Genomic DNA, 21265 nt, shown 5'->3' with positions numbered 1-21265 from the left:
TGATATAATGAAGAAACTTAGGGTAGCGCTTAAGTTTACCGATGACGATATTGTAGAGGTTTTAAATTTAGCCAATTTCAGGATCACTAAAACTGAACTGGGCGCTATATTCCGCAATGAAGATCACCCAAACTTTAAACCCTGCGGCGACCAGATACTGCGCAACTTTTTAAATGGCCTCATTATTTATAAACGTGGCCCTAAGCCTGCTGTTAATACTAATGAGAAGAAGCCGTAGGCACTTCTGTAACATGTAATCTGCCGCTTTTAATTAACCGCTGCTGCTCGGTCGAGAAAGATTCACGTGCGCCAAAATCCTGTACCCAGTAGTGATGATTTTCGGCAACGCCAACTTCTTTAAAGGCGGGGTTCATGAGGTTTTTGCAATGGCCCTCGCTTTTAAACCAGCCGTCCATTACTTCTTCAATGCTTTCCTGTCCGGCGGCAATGTTTTCGCCTATCATAAAGCTTTTATAACCCTTAATACTATAACCGGCTGCCACAATACGGTCTTCCATGCTGCGGCCATCCTTACTGGTATGGCTAAAGTATTTATTGTTCGACATATCCCATGCATGGCCCTCAGCTGATTTTTGCAGCAGGTCGTTCCATACCAAAGGCGGGGCAGGGGGCATATAAATTACACCGCAGGTACAGCCTTTGGTACGTACACTGTTTATCCGATTTAAAAACTCCTTTTTAAATTCCTTTTCACCGTCGGGCTGCCGGGTATGCGCTGCTACTCCTAAAAAAGTAACAACGGTTAACAAGCAGCCAAAAATCAATTTCTTCATAGTGATACTCTGACAATAAGAACGCTGGAAAGTTTAATAGTAATATAGGGGATATCAGGTTTTGGGTCGCCTGATGTTTGCCCGCCATTTGTTGCGCTTTTTACGACGGTAAATGAGCATTATGGAAACAGCTATCAGTACAATTACTGCAATAAGGATTATAATGATGCTATCCTTTTGAAATACAAGTTGTTGTAAAGTTTCTCGTTGTTGGCTGTATAGAATTTTTTTTTATTTTCAAATGCTTCTTCAGCTTTGATCCTGGCTGCAAGTACGGCCTCGTCATGCTTGCGGATGCTATCGTTTATGAAATCATGTCTTTTGAGGGCCACATCACCTTTATCGTAGTTATCTGTAAGGTTATAGAGTATGGCAAAACGTAACTGTACAGCGGATTCAGCCCTGTTGAGATGATTTTTGGTTGATAATTTTAATGCCTCGTTCAAATCGCTAAGAGCTAAGGGATAATCCTTTATATCCATCTTAATGGATGCAATATCAAGCAAGGAAGAGATAATGCCTGATACATCACCTTTGGCCCTTGAAATGGCATTGGATTGCAACGCAAACCACTTTGCCTGGCTGTATTCTTTTTGTGACCGGTAAACCCTTGATAAGTTATTAAAGCATCCGCGCAAGCCAATGCTATCTTTTGCCCTTGAAAAATAATGCAGGGCCAGCATAGTGTACTTAATAGCTTTAGTTTGATACGCTAATTTTTTATCCTCATCGGTAATGGTATCATAGTGCATATATCCATTAGCAATTTGAGAGTAAATAGGAGCCTTCAGCAGCTTGCCTGTAATTGATAAAGTATCAAGCGGAGCGGCAAATAATTTGCTTATACCCAATAGAAAAATAGCAACAATTGTAACAGGTATCTTCATAAATGAACTTGAATATATATACTATATTCAAATAACATGCCCTTTTATAATTATTTAACCATCCAATACAAAATAAATTTCTTTTTGTTTAAATAATGCTCTTTAGGTAAAGATGGAAGAGGTTTTTAAAACGCGACGGAGTGCTATTAATTATAAGCACAAGATAATAACTGATACTAACAGCCCTGGAATGGGTATAGTAATTAGTACAGATCTATTGACTGCAGATTGTAATTATTCAATTATTGCTTCGTACTTTTTAATGAAAGTCTGCATGAATTTTACCTTCGAAATTAAAAGGTTAAAGAGGCTTATACCGATGATTGCGCAAGTAATACCTGCCAACACATCCAGCACAAAATGATGACTGGCGTATACAGCTGTGAACCATATGCCGATAACCACAATGAAGAACAGGATATTTATAAAACCCAGGCGGTTTTTTAATCCATAATATAAAACTATAACAGGGTATGCCGAGTGCAGTGAAGGCATAGCCGCAAATACATTTGAGCCTTTGGCGTATATGGATTTAAATAGATTGATATGGAAATATGCATCAAACTTTGCCAGTCCGCCGGTATTGCCTATGGTTAGGGGGTGGAAGGTAAAGCCATAATTTTCGATATACCAGGGTGGTGCGGCGGGGTATACATAGTAAACCACAAAGCCAAGCAGGTTAACCAGTAAAAAAGTTAGCGCGAAATATAAAAATTGCCTTTTTCTGGTGAAGAACAGGTATGCTGCGAATGACAGGGGAACTGGGATCCAGCATAGATAGAACAAACCGGTAACTATATCCAGAAAGGTTGTGCCTTTTAATCTGAAATACTCATTGGGGGTTACCAGCTTACCATTAAGGTTAATGCCGAATAGGTGCTTTTCGAAATTATACAGATCGGCAATGTGAACGGTATTGTAATTATAATTAGGGAAGGCCTTCATATAATCAAAAATCACCCAGTAAAAAATGAATATAGAAAAGCCGAGTATAAACTTGCGTGTACCTACCGACAGGTAGAACATGCTGTTGAATATACCAATAAGTACCAATTGATCTACCTTATAACCTACCAAAAAGATGGAAAGCAGCAGATATGCAACCGATAGTAACGAAACAACAATTATTGATTTGATATTTACTGTTACGCCATTGTTAATAGCATCCTTCATGCTATTTTTTAATAAAATCTGAACGGAAAATCTTATCCCATAGGGGAGAGCTCACACCATATCCCTTGTCAGGATCCTGGTAATGATGCAGCATATGATGTTGTTTAATTTTTTTCCAGATATTGCCCTTAAAGTTAAAGTGATGTATGGCATAATGCGATATATCATAAAAAAGGTAGCCTAAAATAAAGCCCGGAAAAAATCCCCAGATATCATTAACCGGCAGTATGGCATTAAACAGAAAATAGAAACCTGTTGCCAGTGGTATACTTACCGATGGGGGTAATACCAGCCTTTTAGCATCGCTGGGGTAATCATGGTGTACACCGTGAAATATAAAGTGTAAACGCATCGCCCATGGTTTATCGGCAGGTACGTAATGAAACACAAAACGGTGCATTATATATTCAACCAGCGTCCATACAAAAAGGCCGAGTATAAACAAGCCAAAGAAAGCAACTACACCCAATGACAGTACAAACGATTTATAAATGCAGAAAGCAATAACCGGAACAAAGATGAATAGGGGCACTGTAAAATGAACCTTAGAAAGCGATTCTAACAGATCGCTTTTAAACATTCGTACAGACTCCTGTGAATTGGAAATATATTTTTTTTTCATAATGCCTCAGGGTTTAAAACGTTCATAATTTCTCTGCCTGCTAAATGGGAAAACTGATCCATTTTAATGTTTCTCAAGCCATTTTAAAATGAAACGGTTCAATTTTAATAAAGATATTTATAAGTATAAATAAATTTATATAATTATTGCGAAGATATGATATTTTCAGGGGCTTGCCTTCATCACCACATCAAAATTACATATTGTGCCAGTGAGTTAATCCGACTTTAATATTTTAACACCAAAATGGGTTATTTATTTTCTTCTTCAGCTATGATTTTTTTAGCATCCCTTAGCCTGTTAAACGCGGTAACATTAGTTAATAAAGCTAATACTGTTATAGGAATGGTAAATATCGACATGGTTTCGAAAACATGAAAACGAACACCCGGGATATACAGTTTATAATTACCACCGATATACATTGATGAAACACCGCAAATAATGGCAAATACGCCAATGGTTACCACGCGTTCAGGTCGCTGCATTAAGCCGCCTTTAACCTCTATTCCAAGGCCTTCGGCACGTGCGCGTACATAACTTACCATCATTGAGCCAATAAGGGCTATAAACGCGAATATGGAGCTTAAAAAGTAGTGGTGAGCAACCAGGTAATAGCAAATGCCAAAAAACATGATCAACTCGCTATAGCGGTCGAGCACCGAATCATACAATGCACCGAAGGTTGATTTCATGTTGCCAAGCCTTGCCACCTGCCCGTCGAGCATATCAAAAAGACCTGCAAATAATATGAGGCCACCGGCCCAGCCTATATAGGTAAGATCGCCGCGGTTGCCTTCTTCGGCCCCTATAATAAATATAACAGCCACACCTACATTCAGTACAAACCCAATTGAAGTGACAGCATTAGGGGTTAGCCCTAATTTAATAAGCACTTTAACAACCGGGTCAATAACTTTATAGATACCTAGCTGGAGGTTTTTCCGCACGGACGTTTGTTGTTCCATTTGTTTATACAGGTTATTCAAATATAGTTAAAAATCAAATTGAACCAATACACGAACACCCCATTTCGGGGCATTAAGGTAATCTAAATAGGTAAACCGTCTAACAAGATCTACACGTACAAATTTAAATATGTTCTCAACGCCAACACTACCCTCAATATAAGGAGTGCTTCCTAATGCGTGTGTTATAGCCTGGCCGTTTCCATCAACAGGGAATTGGTACAGGGCTGGGTGTAGTAAAGGATCATTCTTATCGCTTAAGCCACCATATATGCCTTTAAATGATGCCACCTCGCGCCATTTCAGTTTTTTCAACAGCGGGATCTTGTTAAAGAAGTATCCCTGGAAATGCTGATCGATATTTATGCTTTCGTTATGGTCGCCCACAAACTCTAAAAAGTTCATTAAGTTGTAGGAGTAAAGGTCATACGCATAAGTTTGGTTGGCCCGGAAAATATTTAACAGGGGATAAGGTACCTGGCCAAAAATTTTCGCGCCTTCAACCCGTACATCAGCAAAACCAAATTGTGACAGATAGAAACGTTTATCGATCTGGGCATGGATTTTGGCATAGCTGTAACTGCTGTTAAACAAATTATTTATTCCCTGGGTATAGTTTAACTGAAATATAGGATACTTGGTAGGGATGGGGGTCCTGTATATTTTACCCTGGTAATATTGCTCGTTAGGTGCGTACCTTAATGTTGTAGTAACATCAGATGTAGTAAGGTTGGTAACCGTATTAGGCTCACCGTTTATCACATTATTAAAGTATAATGAGCCGGCCGCTGATTGCGTATGGTTTGTGAAGACTACTTCATATGAGAAATGACTTTCATATTCGTGTTTATAGTCAAGTCTGTAGTATGCATTGTATAAATACTTGTCGTTATTACCACGTTTAAATGAGAGCAAGAAATTATCTTCCTGCACAAACTGTAAATCTTCGCCCGGTATGGTCACATCTTTCTGAACACTTGCCCGTATATAATCCTGTGGGAACTTATATATTGTTTTATTGTTTAGTGAATAGGTGGCACTGAGAAAATATTTCCATTTCTCATCCTTAAAGCCATATGCGGCATAGGTTTCAAAATAATAACGTTTGCTTAGTTCTGGCGTCGTTCGGCCACCAACACGCAACCTGAAACCTTCAACAGGGTCAAAGCTGTAAAAAGTATTGGCAGGCCCAAGCTCAAACCAGTCGAACGATTTATAACCAGCCAGTAACAAGGTAGCTATATCCATAGTACGCTTGTATGAAGGCATAGTTTTTAGGCTATCAATGTTATGGTAAGTGTTGTATTCGGTAGTGGTTAGGGTATCGAGCCTGTTTTGTACCCAAAATTGATCGGTCCGGTGCTTTACTTCATCAGAGTTGGCTGATGCATCTGCAATGTAAGTGGTATCGGGATGTGGCTTATTTACAGCATAACTGCCAAAGGTGCGCGTTCTTATACCATATAAACCACCGCTTTTACTTTTTGTTAGTCCAAAATCAGCATATACTGTGCTTTTGCTCAGGTGGTAACGTTCATCCGGATTTTGTTCAAAATCCAGGTTTACATGCATTGTTTTTACAAAGTTAAGGTTGATGTTTTTGTTGATGTAAAGTTTAGCATGCTGCACTGCGAAATGACCATCAAGTGTAACATATATTTTCCCTTCAAAAAGCATATCAGTAGTATTACGCGGGGTAAAGCTAAGCTCAACAACCTTGGTGTTATTTATAACCAGTGTATCGGTAATGAAAAACTTGTAATAAGTTGGTGCACTTTCAGCAATAGGGCTTAAAAAGTTATTGGTCATCAGGAAGATGCTATTATCGTAAATATCAATATCAGCATACATATGCTTAAAATACTGACCGATACCTTCGCTATCAACAGCACCACCAAAATCAACGTGTTTTTCGCCTAATACAGTGGTTTTTGTTTTTTCAGGACTTTTGCGGTAATATATCTGCGCTATTTTCTCATCCACATAAATAGGAAGCAATGATTTTCCCGGTACCGATGTAGTATCACGGTTATCAATTACAAATTTGTATTTGCGGAAAAATTTCTTTTCAGTTATTTTGGGATTAACGTTAACAAATGAAAATACCATTTTATCGTACTCCTTATACTCAACATAGGGGTAACTTTCAGGGCGGTTTTGCTTTTTATGGGCAATAACCTGACGAATAAGTTCAACAGCGGGGTTATCCTTGTTACGATATTTAACTTTTTTGCCAGATTTTATATCAACCTCTTTAAGTGTTTGAGCTTCAGGAAACAGTTTTACGTTTATTACCTGTGTTTTGCCGGGTACAACCGGTAAAATAGCTTCTTTATAACCTACATATGATATTTTAATATGATCATAAGTTGGGATGTTTGTACTGACAGTAAATTTGCCCTGGGCATCGGTATTGGTGCCGATAGAAGTTCCCGGAAATGAAACTGTAACAGCTATAAGGGGTTGTCTGTTGCCCGCGTCTGTTACTACGCCTGTAATCACAGTATTTTGCGCAAACAAAAACGACGACGTAAGGAATAAAAAGAACGTTAAAAAAAATAATCTTTTATAAAAGTTTCTACAATCCATGTACTTTATGCAATTATGCAAATACAAATCTCTTTTGCAGCAGATAGTTATAAGTAACACCCACTGTAACAGATACTATTATTTTTGATATAATATAACTTAATCCTAAATAATGAGTAACTATAAACACGCCTAAAGTTGATAGTAATAAATTACCATTCCAAATTATAAGGTATTTTAATACCTGCATAGGTATCTTTTTTTCCTTACGGTTGAAGACCCAGTTTCTGCCCAAAGCAAAATTGGTAACACCTCCAACTATAGTGCCAAGTAAACTCGCAATTACGTACCAAAAGTAGAAAAATTCCTTACAGACTATTGTGGTCAAAAAGTCAAAAAGGGTGGCGATAATCGAGGAGGCCTGGGCTTTTATAAAAGTTGACATTAAAATTTCAATAGTTTAAACGCTACAACGAGTTGCAGCAGGATGTTAGTATAAATGCCGGCCAGCACATCATCCATCATAATTCCCCATCCGCCGGGTAAAAGTTCCATTTTTTTGATGTATAGGGGCTTTACTATGTCAAAAAAGCGAAACAATAAAAGTGCACATAACACATATGTTACATTCACCGGTAAAAAAAGCATGCTGATACACATACCGGCAACTTCATCAATTACCACCCGGGCCGGATCTTCGCCCCAAAGTGGCACAACTTTGTTTGATGACCAAATGCCAACAAACAATATACATACGGTAATTATTACCGAAGGGATTGCCTGATATGCACCGGCCCAGGCAAGGTACCAGCAAATACAGCAAGCAACAGCAGCAACTGTTCCGGCTCCTTTGCCAATATATCCAATGCCCAGGCTGGTGGCAACCAGTTTATGAAACAACATTCTTATTATAGGGTATCAACCAGTTCCTGGTAGTAATCCAAGCCTAAGTGAGTGATCAAATCTTCACCCATCATGTGGCGTAATGTATTTTGCAGTTTCATTAATTGTTTGAAAATATCATTTTCAGCAGGCAAGCCTGGTGCAGTTTGCGGTGATTTTAAGTAGAAGGATAACCACTCCTGTATACCGCTCATGTTAGCACGTTTTGCAAGGTCAACAAATAAGGCCAGATCCAGTGCGATAGGCGCTGCAAGAATTGAGTCGCGGCAAAGGAAATTGATCTTGATCTGCATTTTGTAACCTAACCAACCGAAGATATCGATGTTATCCCAGCTTTCTTTGTTATCGCCATGCGGAGGGTAGTAGTTGATCCTGATCTTGTGGTAAAGGTCGCCGTATAATTCAGGGTTTCTTTCAGGTTGTAAAATGTCTTCCAGTACACCTAATTTTGAAACTTCTTTTGTTTTAAAGTTATCCGGATCATCCAATACCAAACCATCACGGTTACCTAAAATGTTGGTTGAGAACCATCCTGAAACACCAAGTGAGCGTGCAGCTAAGCCTGGTGCTAAAATAGTTTTCATTAATGTTTGGCCGGTTTTGAAATCCTTACCTGCAATAGGGGTATCAGTTAATTTAGCCAACTCAATTAAGGCCGGGGTATCAACTGTTAAGTTAGGTGCGCCATTTACATAAGGGATACCTAATTTTAAAGCAGCGTAAGCATATATCATACTTGGCGATATCAGCTTGTTGTCATCTAATAACGCTTGCTCAAAATTTGCAAGGGTTTCATGTATTTCTGATGCTTCGTAATAGATCTCGGTTGAACCGCACCATAATACAACTATACGGGTACAGTTATTTTTTTCTTTGAAGTCCTGGATGTCTTTCATAACAGCCTGGGCAAGCTCATATCTTGTGCCTTCTTTAACGTGAGTTGCAGTAAGGTTTTTAGCATAGTTTTGGTCAAATGCAGCTTTCATCGGAACAACTGCTTCCAGTTCAGCTTTTACTGAATGTAATAAACCTGCTTCAAGCACTTTAGCGTGCGTGGCTGCTTCAAATACGTTATCGGAGTACACATCCCAGCCTCCAAAAACAATATCGTTTAAATCAGCTAATGGTACAAATTCCTTAACCTTGGGGTTACGGTTTTCCGTTCTTTTACCTAAACGTATGTTTCCCATTTGGGTAAGTGAGCCAATTGGCTGCGATATCCCTTTTTTTACAGCTTCAACACCAGCAATCAGTGTAGTAGCTACGGCGCCTAATCCCGGAATCAAAATCCCAAGTTTTCCTTCGGCAGGTTGAATGTTACTTTTCATTTACTTTAATTTATTATTATACTGGCTACAGCCATTTGTTCTTTTTGTACCAGGCAAGCGTTTCGGCAAGGCCTTTATCCAGGTTATAAATGGGGTAGTAACCCAGTTCGTGTTTCGCTTTCTCAATATCACAATCCCAGTTTACGGCTGTTAGCTCTTTTAACTTATCGCTGTTGAGTATTGCGGCTTTGTTGCGCAAAGAACTGACATTTTCTGATATTGAAGCTATTATTTTTACAAAATTTACAGGCAGATGAAACTTTAAGGTTTTCAAATTTAGTACATTTTTTGCGATTGTTCCCAATTCGTATCTACTGTAAAAATTCCCGTCGGATAAATTATAGGTCTTTTGGTCGCACGTATACAAGGCCTTAATAGCTGCTTTAGCCAAATCCTTAACATATATGAAACTAAGCTTTTGCTCTGCCTGGCCAATATAAGGTTCAATTCCTCTTTTTAATTGTTGAAAAAAGATGAAGATCCCTGTATCTCGTGGTCCATAAACGGCTGTGGGCCTAAGTATAGTATAGTGTAATGAAGATATACTTTTTAATTGCTCCTCAGCCAGTAGTTTACTTCTGCCATAGTCAGTAATAGGGTTGGGGATGGTATCTTCGGTTATGGTGCCGCTTAAAGTATTGAGCGGGCCAACTGCTGCCAGACTGCTGATAAACACAAAGCCTTTTAAATTAATATCAGCTGTTTGTGCTGCCGCTGCAAGGTTATAAGTGTATTCGGCATTTATAGTATTATATTCGTTTTGCGACCGCGCCCGGGTGGCGCCGGCAGCATGTATAATATAATCGTATTGTTTTTCCTTAAGTTCTTTTTTTAAGGATATAAGGTTATCAAACTCAGGGTAGGTGTATTGGATATTAAACTCTTTAAGATGGCTGATGTCGCTTGTTTTTCGTACAGCAACATAAACATCAAGGTTGTTATGCAAAGCCTCCTCAATTAAATGATAGCCTACAAAACCACTTGCACCGGTTATTAAAACCCGCTTTTTCATATATCCTTTTCGTATAGCCTGTATTTTTTGTAAGGATCGCCTTTTATGGCAGCAATAGCATTGTTTATAAGGGTATTGTTTTCAAGTGTCCATCCTGCTTCGGCGCATTTAAAGCCTTTGCGTTTGTATTCCTTTATTATGGTGCCGTATAAGCAGGCTTCGATACCCATTTTGCGGTATCCATCAATTACGCCCAAAGCATATATGCGTATACGCGATATTTTTTTCTTGTTGAACAAGAGCTTGAAAATGCCTGTTGGTAATAAGCGGCCACGCTTAATAGTTTTAAATATTTGGTTATAATCAGGCAGTGCCAAGCCAAAACCAACAACTTTACCATCCTGTTCGGCAACCAGGCAAAAATCCGGGTCGAGGATCAGTTTAAGGTCTTTTGCAAGGTAATCAAACTCTTCATCAGTTAAGGGAACAAAGCCTGTATTATGGTCCCATGCCTTGTTATAAACCTCACGCAATTTGGCGGCTTCGTTTTTAAAGTCCTTAAGATTTATATTACGGATAGTAATATTGCTCCTTTTTAAACGCTCTTGTAAGGTGTTGAGCAGGCGTACCGATTTATCATCGTAATTTTGGCCTTCCCAGTTCCACGAGATCAAATCGATCTGTTTAGTATAACCTTGATTTTCTACCAGATCTATATAGTAAGGAAAGTTGTAGGTATCCATTAAAACAGGCGAACTGTCAAAGCCTTCAACCAGTAAACCACAGGGTTCATTGGTTGAAAAGTTAACCGGGCCTATGATTTTTTGGGTAACCCCTTTTTCCTTTAGCCAGTTTGCCGCTGCAACAAAAAGCGCATCAGCTACTTCCTGATCGTTAATGCAATCAAAGAAGCCGAAGAAGCCATCATTACAATTGTTGAACTTATTATGGGCATTATTTAAAATAGCGGCAATACGGCCAACTATTTTGCCATCCTTATAAGCCAGGAAAGTTTGTAACGAGTTATGCTTATGAAAGGGGTGCTTTGTTAGCAGGTCCCTTTGAGCAATAAATAGCTCAGGTACGTAGTATGGGTCGTTTTTGTAAAGATCGTGTGGGAAATCAATAAAATCAGTCAGCCCTTTTTTAGGGCTGACGGGAATTACTTCAATCATATTTTTTCTTTAACAGTAGTTACGCCTACTTCTTTAAATGCCTTGGCTATTTTATCAACGGCTTCATCAATCTGGTCGAAAGTATGAGTTGCCATTAATGAAAAGCGCAGTAAAGATGAATCTGAAGGCACAGCAGGTGATACTACCGGGTTTACAAATACACCAGCTTCCTGCAGGTATTTGGTAACCAGGAAAGTCTTATCGTTATCACGAACATATATAGGCAATATTGGGCTTTCTGTAGGGCCAAGGTCAAAACCTTCGTCTAATAAAAGCTTCATTGCGTAGTTGGTGTTATCCCAAAGTTTCTGGATACGCTCTGGTTCTGATTCGATAATATCAAGAGCGGCAATAACACTGGCTACAGAGCCCGGTGTCATACTGGCGCTAAACATAAGTGACCGTGCACGATGTTTTAAATAATCAATAGTTTCAGCATCACTTGCAATAAACCCGCCTAATGAGGCTAATGATTTACTGAATGTACCCATTATAAGGTCCACATCATCAGTAAGGCCAAAGTGCGAAGCTGTACCAGCTCCTAATTTACCAATAACACCAAGGCTATGGGCATCATCAACCATAATATTAGCACCGTATTTGTCGGCAAGCTCAACAATTTCAGGTAGCTTAACTATATCACCCTCCATGCTGAATATGCCGTCAACTACAATAAGTTTAACAGCTTCTTCAGGCAGAATGCTCAGCTTGCGCTCAAGATCCTGCATATCATTATGCCCGTATTTTATAACTTTTGAGAATGAAAGCCGACTGCCATCTATTAAAGATGCATGATCATATTCATCAAGTATTAAATAATCATTACGGCCTGTTACACATGATAAAACGCCAAGGTTTACCTGAAAACCTGTGCTAAATAATACAGCAGCAGGTTTCCCTACGTATGCTGCTAATCTGTTTTCTAACTCGATATGGATATCAAGCGTACCGTTCAAAAATCTGGAACCTGCACAGCCAGTACCATATTTATCAATTGCTTTTTTTGAAGCTTCTTTGATCTTGGGATGATTTGTTAAGCCCAAATAAGAATTAGAGCCAAACATAAGCACCCTTTTATGATCGATCATAACTTCAGTGTCCTGTCCCGACTCAATAGGCCTGAAATAAGGATATAGTCCCTTTTCCCTGATCATATTAGCATCCTGGAACTGAGCAATTTTTTCCTGTAGTTTTTTAACCATGTATATTAACCCTGCTTAAATTTTTTGTAAAAATACCATGAATAAGTTTATAACCTAAATTTTAGTGTGTAATTTTTTAAACACTGCTATTTTGGAAGCCTTAATCTCACTCGGCAAATTAATTAAATTTTTTGTTTAATTAATACCCCTATTTTTCATTTAGTTGTAAAAACATTATATCTCAGTATAAATAACGTATTTTTTTCTAAAAGTTGCGTAAAATTACAACAGCTAAATTTATATTCGTAATAAATTTAACATCCTAGTTAATCTTTACTTATATTGATGAAATTAATGAGCGCCAATCTCATTAATGCGATTTATAATTGCCCTACCACACATCTAATATATGAAAAAAATATATCTACTACTACTAATTAATTTAACATTATGTTTACCCAGAGTTGTTTTTGGCCAGGCAAGTACCGATACGGTTGTTACTTTAAAGCAATGTATTGAGTTTGCTTTGCGTAACCAACCCGCGGTAAGGCAGGCAGCAATTGATGAGCAGATTAATGAAAAGGATGTTAAAATAGGTCTGGCGGGGTGGCTGCCGCAATTAAGCTCATCAGGCGAGTATGAACATTATTTTAAAGGCAGTGTGCCGGTAGCGTTCAGCACTGGAACCACATCAACAACAACCGGGCAGACGGTGGCCGCACCAAATCTTGATGAATATTCGAGCTTAGGACTACAGGCCAGCCAGGTTATATATAATAGTGATGTGTTATTAGCTGCCAAAACAGCTAATTATTCGCGGTTATACTATAAACAAAATACACTGAGCAGCCAGATCAATGTATTGTCGGATGTGAGCAAAGCATTTTTTGATGTACTGCTATCACAAAAGCAATTGGATATATTAAATGAGGATATTGTAAGGCTGCAACGGAGCCTGAAAGATTCTTACAGTAAGTATCAGGCTGGTACTGCAGATAAAACAGATTATAAGCAAGCTACCATAGCGTTAAATAATTCAATAGCCAGCCGTAAGCAAACAACCGAATCAATAAAAGCCAAATTAGCCTATCTTAAACAAATAATGGGTGTAAAAGCAGGTACTACTTTAACCCTGGCTTATGATTCTGCCCATTATGAGAGTGAAGCATATATTGATACCAATCAGCAGCTGGATTATAACAAGCGCATTGAATATCAGCAATTGCAAACCACAAAAACATTACAGAATATAAACGTAAGTTATTATAAATGGCAATTTTTACCTTCTGTATCTGCCATAGGAGCATACAGTCTTAATTATATAAGCAGTAAATTTTCCAGCTTGTATAATAATGATTATCCCTCAGGCTATTATGGGCTTACATTATCATTTCCCATTTTTCAGGGAACAAAGCGCCTGCAGAATTTAAGTAAGGCCCGGTTGCAGTCTAGTCGTGCCGATATTGATATAGAAAATTCACAAAATACGATCAATACCGAATATGTGCAGGCACTGGCCAGCTATAAGAGTAATTATACCAATTGGGAGATACTGAAGCAAAACGTTGACCTGGCAAAAGATGTATATAAGGTAGTGAGCCTGCAATACCGGGAGGGGATAAAAACTTACCTGGATGTAATTGTTGCACAATCAGACCTGCGTACCGCGGAATTAAATTATTATAACGCTTTATTCCAGTTATTATCCAGCAAAATAGATCTTGAAAAAGCATTAGGAACCCTTACACCACAATCAAATTGAATTACCATCATATGAAGAACAGATATATCCTTTTCCTTACCCCAATTGCTTTGCTGTTTGCTGTATCATGTGGCAAAAAAGGCAAATCTAATGCGGAGCTGCCACCAACACCGGTAAATGTTGCCGAAGCCAAAACCGCTGAAGCTATTTATTATGACGAGTATCAGGGAACTGTTACCGCGTTAAATATCGTAGAGTTAAGAAGCCAGGTTTCGGGCTTTATTACCGGCATATTTTTTAAAGAAGGTGATGTGGTGCCGCAGGGTAAAGAGCTTTATGAGATTGACCGCCGTAAATATGTTGCGGCCTATAACCAGGCTGAGGCGAACCTCGGCAGCGCGAACGCAAACCTGGTAAAAGCGCAAAAAGATATTGACCGCTACAATATGCTGCTGCAAAACGATGCTGTGGCGCGCCAAACGGTTGACCAGGCCCAGGCTGCTTATTTATCAAGCAAAGGTGATGTTGATGTGGCCAAGGCGACAGTACTATCAGCCAAAACAGATCTTTCCTATGCAACTATAACCGCGCCGTTTACCGGCAGGATAGGCATTTCGCAGGTTAGGCTGGGGTCGCAGGTATCACCGGGCACTACATTATTAAATACCATATCGAGCGAGCACCCCATTGGTGTTGATGTGGTGATCAACGAACAAGATATTGCCAGGTTCTATAAATTAAAACAAAGTGGTACCGATTCTACCTTTAAATTAAAGCTGTCAAACGATAGTGCTTACAATGAGCCGGGCAAAGTTTTGGCGATTGACAGGGGCGTGAATAATCAAACAGGTACAGTTACCGTGAGGATACAGTTCCCGAATAAACAGGATGTGCTAAAGGATGGCATGAGCTGCGTGTTGCAGGTGTTGAACAGTGAATCGGGTAATCGTTTAATAATTCCATATAAGGCAATAACCGAGCAGATGGGTGAGTTTTTTGTGTTTGTATCACAGGATACTATTGCTCTTCAGCATAAAGTAAAGTTGGGACCACGTATAGGGGCAAATGTGGTTATCATGTCGGGAATAAACGAGGGCGATAAGGTGATAACAGATGGTTTCCAACGCTTGCGAGATAAGGGTAAGATAACTTTGGGCAAGCCTGCTGCGGCAGGCGCACCTGCAGGCGGGGCTAAATAACAATTGGCCTCCGGATACAATACACAAAATTATTACGAGATAAATTTCTCCTAAAAGCAAACGAATGATCGCAGATACTTTTATACGAAGACCGGTTACGGCAATTGTAATATCAATTGTAATTGTTGTAGTTGGTATTTTAGCTATTAGCAGTTTAGCCATAGGGCAGTACCCTGAAATAACACCGCCAACGGTAACGCTCTCGGCTACCTATAACGGTGCCGATGCATTAACGGTGGAACAAACCGTAGCAACACCTATTGAGGTACAGGTGAACGGTACATCGGGCATGACCTACCTGCAAAGTAACAGTACCAGCAATGGCCAGTTTAGCATGACAGCAAACTTTGAAGTGGGTACCGATGTTAATAATGCTGCGGTGGATGTTCAAAACCGGGTGAGTATTGCTACGCCGCTTTTACCGCAGGAGGTACAACGGCTGGGCCTAACCATACGTAAAAAAAATCCAAGTATATTGATGCTGGTAGCATTGTTTTCGCCTAAAGGGTCGCATGATGTTACTTACATGGATAACTATACCAACGTTTTTATAAAGGACGCTTTAGCGCGTACCGCAGGTGTAGGTGATGTAATTACCCGGGCAGATGACTTTAGTATGCGTATTTGGCTTAAACCCGATAAACTTGCCGCGCTGGGCTTAACGGCTACTGATATTATCAACGCTTTAAACGAACAAAACGCCCAGGTAGCGGCAGGAACGGTTGGTGGTACACCACAGAAAAAGCTACAGCCTTATGAGTATACAGTATTGGTAAAAGGCCGCCTGTCGGAGCCGGATGAATTCGGAGACATAATTGTGAAAACGCAACCCAATAACGGCGCAATAGTACATTTAAAAGATGTTGCCCGTATTGAACTGGGTAAGTTTAATTATGCAAATAACTCTTATGTTGATGATAAACGTGCTTCATACCTGCTGATATACCAGGCACCGGGCAGTAATGCGCTTGCAACTGCCGATGCGGTTTATGCTACCATGGATCAGCTTAAAAAATCATTCCCTGCGGATGTTGATTATGTGGTTCCGTTTGAGTCGATTACTGTGGTAAAGGTATCAGTACATGAGGTGGTGGAAACCCTGCTGATAGCACTGGCGCTGGTTATTTTGGTTGTATTCTTGTTTTTACAAAGCTGGCGCACAACGCTTATCCCTGTGCTGGCTATACCTGTATCTATTATAGGTACATTCATATTTTTTATACCACTGGGCTTTACTATTAACACGCTTACACTTTTTGGCTTTGTACTGGCGATAGGTATTGTGGTGGATGATGCCATTGTGGTGGTTGAAGCGGTGCAGCATTATATGGATGAAAAGGGGATGTCGCCAAAAGAGGCTACTTCACATGCCATGAAGGATATATCGGCCCCGGTAATAGCCATCGCGTTGATATTGGCGGCGGTGTTTGTGCCTGTTGGGTTTATACCGGGTATTGTTGGCCGGCTTTATCAGCAGTTTGCTATCACCATAGCTATATCGGTATTGATATCGGCCTTTGTGGCGCTTTCATTAACACCGGCATTGTGTACGCTGATATTACGCCCGCATAAAATTGATGAGCACTCAACCAACTGGCTGGATAAGCTTTTTCATAAGTTTAATACCTGGTTTGAGCGGACGACCAACAAGTATCGTAACGGGGTTGACAGAAGTATAAAGCATGCCAAGTTTGTAATTATTATACTGGTATGTATAGTGGTAGGTACCATATTATTATTTAAATATAAGCCAAGCGGGTTTATTCCGCTGGAGGATGATGGGCGCTTGTATATTACCTATGATATACCTGAAGCTGCATCAACACAAAGAACTGTTAGTGATTTAAATAAAATGATGAAGGTACTGGATAGTGTACCGGGTATTTTACACTATGCTGCATTGGGTGGGTTAAACGTGGTGAGTTTTGCAAGTAAATCAAACAGTGCTACCATATTTGTGCAGCTTAAACCATGGGCCGAACGTACCGCCGATAGTTTACAGATAGGTGCTATATCTGCCAATCTACAAAAGAAATTATCGAAGTTTAAGGAGGCAAGCGTGGTGGTAATTCAACCGCCGGCCATACCGGGGTTGGGTAGTACGGGCGGGTTTTCATTTATATTGGAGCAGAAAGAATCAGGTGGCGATATTAAATTGTTTGAACAAACCCTTAATAACTTTACGGCAGCTATTAGAAAGCGACCTGAAATTGGTAAGGCATTCTCCTTTTTTACGGCAAGTACACCGGCTTACCAGTTAACTATTGATCGCGAAAAAGCCAAAAAGCTGGGCGTAGCCATAAGTGATATAAACGCGGCGCTGGAAACTTATATGGGTAGTGAATTTGTGAATGATTTTACTATTTACGGTCGCGATTTTCACGTAGTGGCGCAGGCTGATACCAATTATCGCACAAATATTCAGAACATAGGGCAATATTTTGTGAAAAACCAGGCAGGTACAATGGTGCCGCTGAGTACACTTACATCCTATAAAATGATTGAGAATGCGCCATTAATATCGCATTATAACCTGTTCCGTTCGGCAGAGATTGATGGTAGTCCGGCTCCGGGGTATAGTAGCGGTGATGCGCTAACCGCTTTAAAGCAGGTTGCAGATCAAACGCTGCCGCAAGGGTTTGGTTATGAGTTCTCGGGTTTAAGCCGCGAGGAGTTGCTATCCGGTTCAAAAACGGTGTATATATTTATGCTGTCGGTAGGGTTCGTGTTCCTGTTTCTGGCAGCATTGTATGAAAGCTGGTCGGTGCCGTTCTCGGTATTGCTGGCTGTGCCATTGGGTGCGTTTGGGGCTATTTTGTTCCTCACATTCAAAACGGGTTTAACAAATAATGTTTATGCGCAGATAGGTTTGATAACGCTGATAGGTTTGGCCGCCAAAAATGCCATCCTGATTGTAGAGTTTGCCAAAGAGCGAGTCGACAGGGGTATAGAACTTGAAAAGGCCACGCTTGAGGCTGTAAAGATTCGTTTAAGGCCGATCATCATGACCTCGATGGCGTTTATATTGGGTGTATTGCCGCTGGTAGTTGCATCCGGCGCAGGCGCGCAGGCAAGGCAAACCATAGGTTGGACGGTGTTTGGCGGTATGCTTGCGGCAACATCAATGGCTATATTTATTGTGCCGGTATTGTTTTATACCATAACCAAATACGCTTACGGTAAAGAAAAACTTGATGAACTGGTACGGAATTATAAACCTGATCCGGAAGAGTTAGAGTAGTTGGATAGAATCAAGAGTAAAGATTCAGGAATCAAGATAGAATGAGCCTTAGGGAGTTTTTAAAAACTTTGTAAGGCTTTTTTTATATAGAGACGCAACATTTTGTGTCTCTTTTTTAACGTGGTGGATAAAGACACAAAATATTGCGTCTCTACATAATCCATCGTTGGGTAAAATCAAATTTATAATTTTATTTTACCTTGTTTGGCATGAAAAAATGATGAAAAAAGAGGATGTGTAATTACCAAAAGGATGTTTTTATACCAAATAACATACACCAAAATATATACATAAAAGAACATTTTAATCGCGATAGTTAAATTTTTTATCTGACTATTTGATTGTGACGGTCATTTGACCAATGATTAAAAAAGCGGTTTGAACTGCATGATTATCAATTCATAAGGATGGCCCGTAAATTTTAAGTTGCGATATGACACTATATGATATGCCTGTTTGAGTGGTATGCAGGCTTAATATTTTTGCACATTGGCAGAGTATTTGTAAAGATGGTGTTAAATAAAGAATAATTTATTTGACACATCTAACAAAAACACAACAATGAAAAAGGTAACCAATTTATTAGCTGCAGCTGTAATAGCTGGAGCTATATTTTTCGGATCGAGTGCGAAAGCACAAACAATTACACCAGATAAATTCCGTTTTGGAGTAGGTGTTGAGGGAGGCTTGGCTACAGGTTGGGCCCACAATTATTCAAATCTTGAATTAGGCGGTACCGCACGCTTGCAATATGGTTTATCAAACAATTTAGCCCTTACTTTAACCTCAGGGTATTACAACTTCTTTGGTAAAACAGATCCTGCAACAGGTGACAAATATCAATCATTAGGTATGGTACCAATTAAAGCTGGTATTAAAGCGTTCTTTACAAAAAACTTATACTTCGGTGCTGAAGTAGGTGCTGGCATTGAAACCAAAGCATTTGCAAGCCAGGGGATAGATGAGAACAACGTTGGTAAAGAAACCAAGCTGATATTATCACCAGGCGTAGGTTATGCTAATAAGCACTGGGATGTTGGCGTACGTTACGAAAACTTCTCAGGCCAGGGTAATAACTATGGCTTAGCAGCCTTACGTGTAGCTTATGGTTTCGGACTGTAATAAACTTTTACACACAACTAAAAAATCCCTTTACCAATTTGGTAAAGGGATTTTTTGTTATAACAAAAAACTCATGTCATTGCGAACGATAGCGCGGCAAACTCGTCGCTTGCATAATGAACGCGACGAGTTTGCCGCGTCGTTCCTCCTCGCAACGACAATTAGAGGATGTATTATTTTAATTTACCTAAAGCAGCTTTTATACGTTTAACAGCTTCTGTCAATTTTTCTTCAGATGCTGCGTATGATATACGTAATGATTTTGGATCACCAAATGAATCACCACCAACGGTAGCTACGTGGCCTTCTTCTAAAAGGAAGATGCTCAACTCGTCAGAGTCGTTAATAGTTCTACCATTATAGCTTTTACCAAAGAAAGAGGTAACGTTAGGGAAGAAGTAGAACGCACCCTCAGGGAGGTTAACTTTCAAGCCTTCAATATCGCTCAGCAAGCTGTAAACCAGGTCGCGGCGTTTTTTGAATTGCTCACGCATTTGCAGTACGGTTTCTAAACCACCTTCATAAGCAGCAAGGGCTGCACGTTGAGTGATAGAGCTGGTTCCAGAAGTAACTTGTCCCTGCAGTTTGTCAAAAGCAGCTGCAGTTTCTTTGCTTGATGCTGAGTAGCCTATACGCCAACCCGTCATCGCGTATGATTTTGAGAAACCATTGATGATAACCACACGATCCTTAATGCTATCGAACTGAGCTATTGACTCATGTTTTTCGCCATAATTGATGTGCTCATATATCTCGTCAGACATGATGTATATCTGTGGATGTTTTTCAAAAACCTTTGCTAAGCCTTCCAGTTCGCTTTTGCTGTAAAGGCTCCCTGTAGGGTTGCTTGGCGATGAAAACATGAATAATTTTGATTTTGGCGTAATAGCCGCCTCTAATTGCTCAGGAGTGATTTTAAAATTCTGCTCAACAGTAGTATCTATAAATACGCTTTCGCCTTCGGCTAATTTTACAATTTCAGAGTAAGAAACCCAGTAAGGAGTTGGTATGATCACTTCATCACCAGGATTAACCAAACATAATACTGCATTGGCAATAGATTGCTTAGCGCCGGTTGATACAACTATCTGGCTAAAATCATAGTCAAGGTTATTCTCGTCCTTTAATTTCTTGACAATTGCCTTTCGCAATTCAGGGTAGCCTGATACGGGTGTATAATAGGTGTAATTTTCATCCATAGCTACCTTGGCAGCCTCCTTAATGTGTTCAGGTGTATGAAAATCCGGTTCGCCAAAGCTAAGGCTTATGACGTCAACGCCTTTTGCGGCAAGCTCGCGGCCCATTTTGGCCATCTTGATGGTTGCCGACTCAGACAGGTTATTGATCCTGTTACTTAATGCACTCATTTTGTTTTTGTTCTTATTGCGGCAAATATAGAAAAGTTTGCAGTTGACAGTTTGCTTTATTTTCAATAAATGGGCTTATGAGGTTTTAAAGCTGGGTAAGTTTAATTATTAGTAACGAATTGCCTATCGCCAACTATAAACTACACACAGCCAACCGCAAA

The 21265-nt window shown here is 39.7% G+C and carries 18 protein-coding genes; 5 read left to right on the top strand and 13 right to left on the bottom strand.

Annotation, left to right across the window (positions count from 1 at the left end; translation table 11 throughout):
• The first annotated feature begins 7 nt into the window (after window positions 1-7).
• The gene (locus BLU33_RS14970; protein ID WP_232009298.1) at window positions 8-238 is read left to right on the top strand and encodes a DUF1456 family protein; all 231 of its coding nucleotides are present in this window, start codon (window positions 8-10) and stop codon (window positions 236-238) included.
• On the opposite strand, the gene BLU33_RS14965 is transcribed toward BLU33_RS14970, so the two are convergent.
• The 12 genes from BLU33_RS14965 to spt form a co-directional block, all read right to left on the bottom strand.
• Window positions 219-794, bottom strand: a complete 576-nt coding sequence (locus BLU33_RS14965) for a CAP domain-containing protein (protein ID WP_091374526.1) — start codon at window positions 792-794, stop codon at window positions 219-221. The genes BLU33_RS14970 and BLU33_RS14965 overlap by 20 nt on opposite strands.
• A 158-nt stretch (window positions 795-952) precedes the next feature.
• Window positions 953-1681, bottom strand: coding sequence for a hypothetical protein (locus BLU33_RS14960; RefSeq protein ID WP_091374523.1), 729 nt, complete (start codon window positions 1679-1681; stop codon window positions 953-955).
• Window positions 1682-1915: 234 nt separating this feature from the next.
• The gene (locus BLU33_RS14955; protein WP_091374520.1) at window positions 1916-2854 is read right to left on the bottom strand and encodes a phosphatase PAP2 family protein; all 939 of its coding nucleotides are present in this window, start codon (window positions 2852-2854) and stop codon (window positions 1916-1918) included.
• Between the two features lies 1 nt (window position 2855).
• Window positions 2856-3476 (bottom strand): sterol desaturase family protein, encoded by a 621-nt coding sequence (locus BLU33_RS14950; protein ID WP_091374517.1) that lies wholly within the window; start codon window positions 3474-3476, stop codon window positions 2856-2858.
• Window positions 3477-3727: 251 nt separating this feature from the next.
• The gene (locus BLU33_RS14945) at window positions 3728-4444 is read right to left on the bottom strand and encodes a CDP-alcohol phosphatidyltransferase family protein (RefSeq protein WP_091374514.1); all 717 of its coding nucleotides are present in this window, start codon (window positions 4442-4444) and stop codon (window positions 3728-3730) included.
• 27 nt (window positions 4445-4471) lie between these two features.
• Window positions 4472-7033, bottom strand: a complete 2562-nt coding sequence (locus BLU33_RS14940) for a DUF5686 and carboxypeptidase-like regulatory domain-containing protein (RefSeq protein ID WP_091374511.1) — start codon at window positions 7031-7033, stop codon at window positions 4472-4474.
• Window positions 7034-7046: 13 nt separating this feature from the next.
• On the bottom strand, window positions 7047-7418 hold the full coding sequence (locus BLU33_RS14935) for a GtrA family protein (protein ID WP_091374508.1): 372 nt from the start codon (window positions 7416-7418) through the stop codon (window positions 7047-7049).
• Window positions 7418-7876 (bottom strand): phosphatidylglycerophosphatase A family protein, encoded by a 459-nt coding sequence (locus BLU33_RS14930; RefSeq protein WP_091374504.1) that lies wholly within the window; start codon window positions 7874-7876, stop codon window positions 7418-7420. The genes BLU33_RS14935 and BLU33_RS14930 overlap by 1 nt, the downstream gene beginning before the upstream one ends.
• A gap of 5 nt (window positions 7877-7881) precedes the next feature.
• A complete protein-coding gene (locus BLU33_RS14925) occupies window positions 7882-9204 on the bottom strand; it encodes an inositol-3-phosphate synthase (protein WP_091374501.1) in 1323 nt (440 codons plus the stop codon).
• Between the two features lie 25 nt (window positions 9205-9229).
• A complete protein-coding gene (locus tag BLU33_RS14920) occupies window positions 9230-10216 on the bottom strand; it encodes an NAD-dependent epimerase/dehydratase family protein (protein WP_091374499.1) in 987 nt (328 codons plus the stop codon).
• Window positions 10213-11331 (bottom strand): GNAT family N-acetyltransferase, encoded by a 1119-nt coding sequence (locus tag BLU33_RS14915; protein ID WP_091374496.1) that lies wholly within the window; start codon window positions 11329-11331, stop codon window positions 10213-10215. Before BLU33_RS14915 ends, BLU33_RS14920 begins: the two co-directional genes overlap by 4 nt.
• Window positions 11328-12533, bottom strand: coding sequence for a serine palmitoyltransferase (gene spt / locus BLU33_RS14910; protein ID WP_091374493.1), 1206 nt, complete (start codon window positions 12531-12533; stop codon window positions 11328-11330). The genes BLU33_RS14915 and spt overlap by 4 nt, the downstream gene beginning before the upstream one ends.
• A gap of 349 nt (window positions 12534-12882) precedes the next feature.
• Between spt and BLU33_RS14905 the strand changes: the two genes are divergently transcribed.
• From BLU33_RS14905 to BLU33_RS14890, 4 genes are all read left to right on the top strand, one after another.
• A complete protein-coding gene (locus BLU33_RS14905; protein ID WP_091374491.1) occupies window positions 12883-14235 on the top strand; it encodes a TolC family protein in 1353 nt (450 codons plus the stop codon).
• Between the two features lie 11 nt (window positions 14236-14246).
• Window positions 14247-15374 carry an efflux RND transporter periplasmic adaptor subunit gene (locus BLU33_RS14900; RefSeq protein WP_091374432.1) on the top strand — a complete coding sequence of 376 codons (1128 nt, stop codon included), beginning with the start codon at window positions 14247-14249 and terminating at the stop codon, window positions 15372-15374.
• Between the two features lie 64 nt (window positions 15375-15438).
• A complete protein-coding gene (locus BLU33_RS14895) occupies window positions 15439-18615 on the top strand; it encodes an efflux RND transporter permease subunit (protein ID WP_091374426.1) in 3177 nt (1058 codons plus the stop codon).
• Window positions 18616-19176: 561 nt separating this feature from the next.
• The gene (locus tag BLU33_RS14890) at window positions 19177-19737 is read left to right on the top strand and encodes a hypothetical protein (protein WP_091374424.1); all 561 of its coding nucleotides are present in this window, start codon (window positions 19177-19179) and stop codon (window positions 19735-19737) included.
• A gap of 173 nt (window positions 19738-19910) precedes the next feature.
• Here the strand turns inward: BLU33_RS14890 and BLU33_RS14885 are convergent, their stop codons facing one another.
• The gene (locus BLU33_RS14885) at window positions 19911-21104 is read right to left on the bottom strand and encodes a pyridoxal phosphate-dependent aminotransferase (protein WP_172829257.1); all 1194 of its coding nucleotides are present in this window, start codon (window positions 21102-21104) and stop codon (window positions 19911-19913) included.
• Window positions 21105-21265 lie beyond the last annotated feature (161 nt).

It is taken from the genome of Mucilaginibacter mallensis (assembly GCF_900105165.1).
In the GTDB taxonomy this organism is placed as follows: domain Bacteria; phylum Bacteroidota; class Bacteroidia; order Sphingobacteriales; family Sphingobacteriaceae; genus Mucilaginibacter; species Mucilaginibacter mallensis.
The sequence above is the reverse complement of the archived record's forward strand: the minus strand, read 5'-3'. Positions and strand labels throughout refer to the sequence as shown.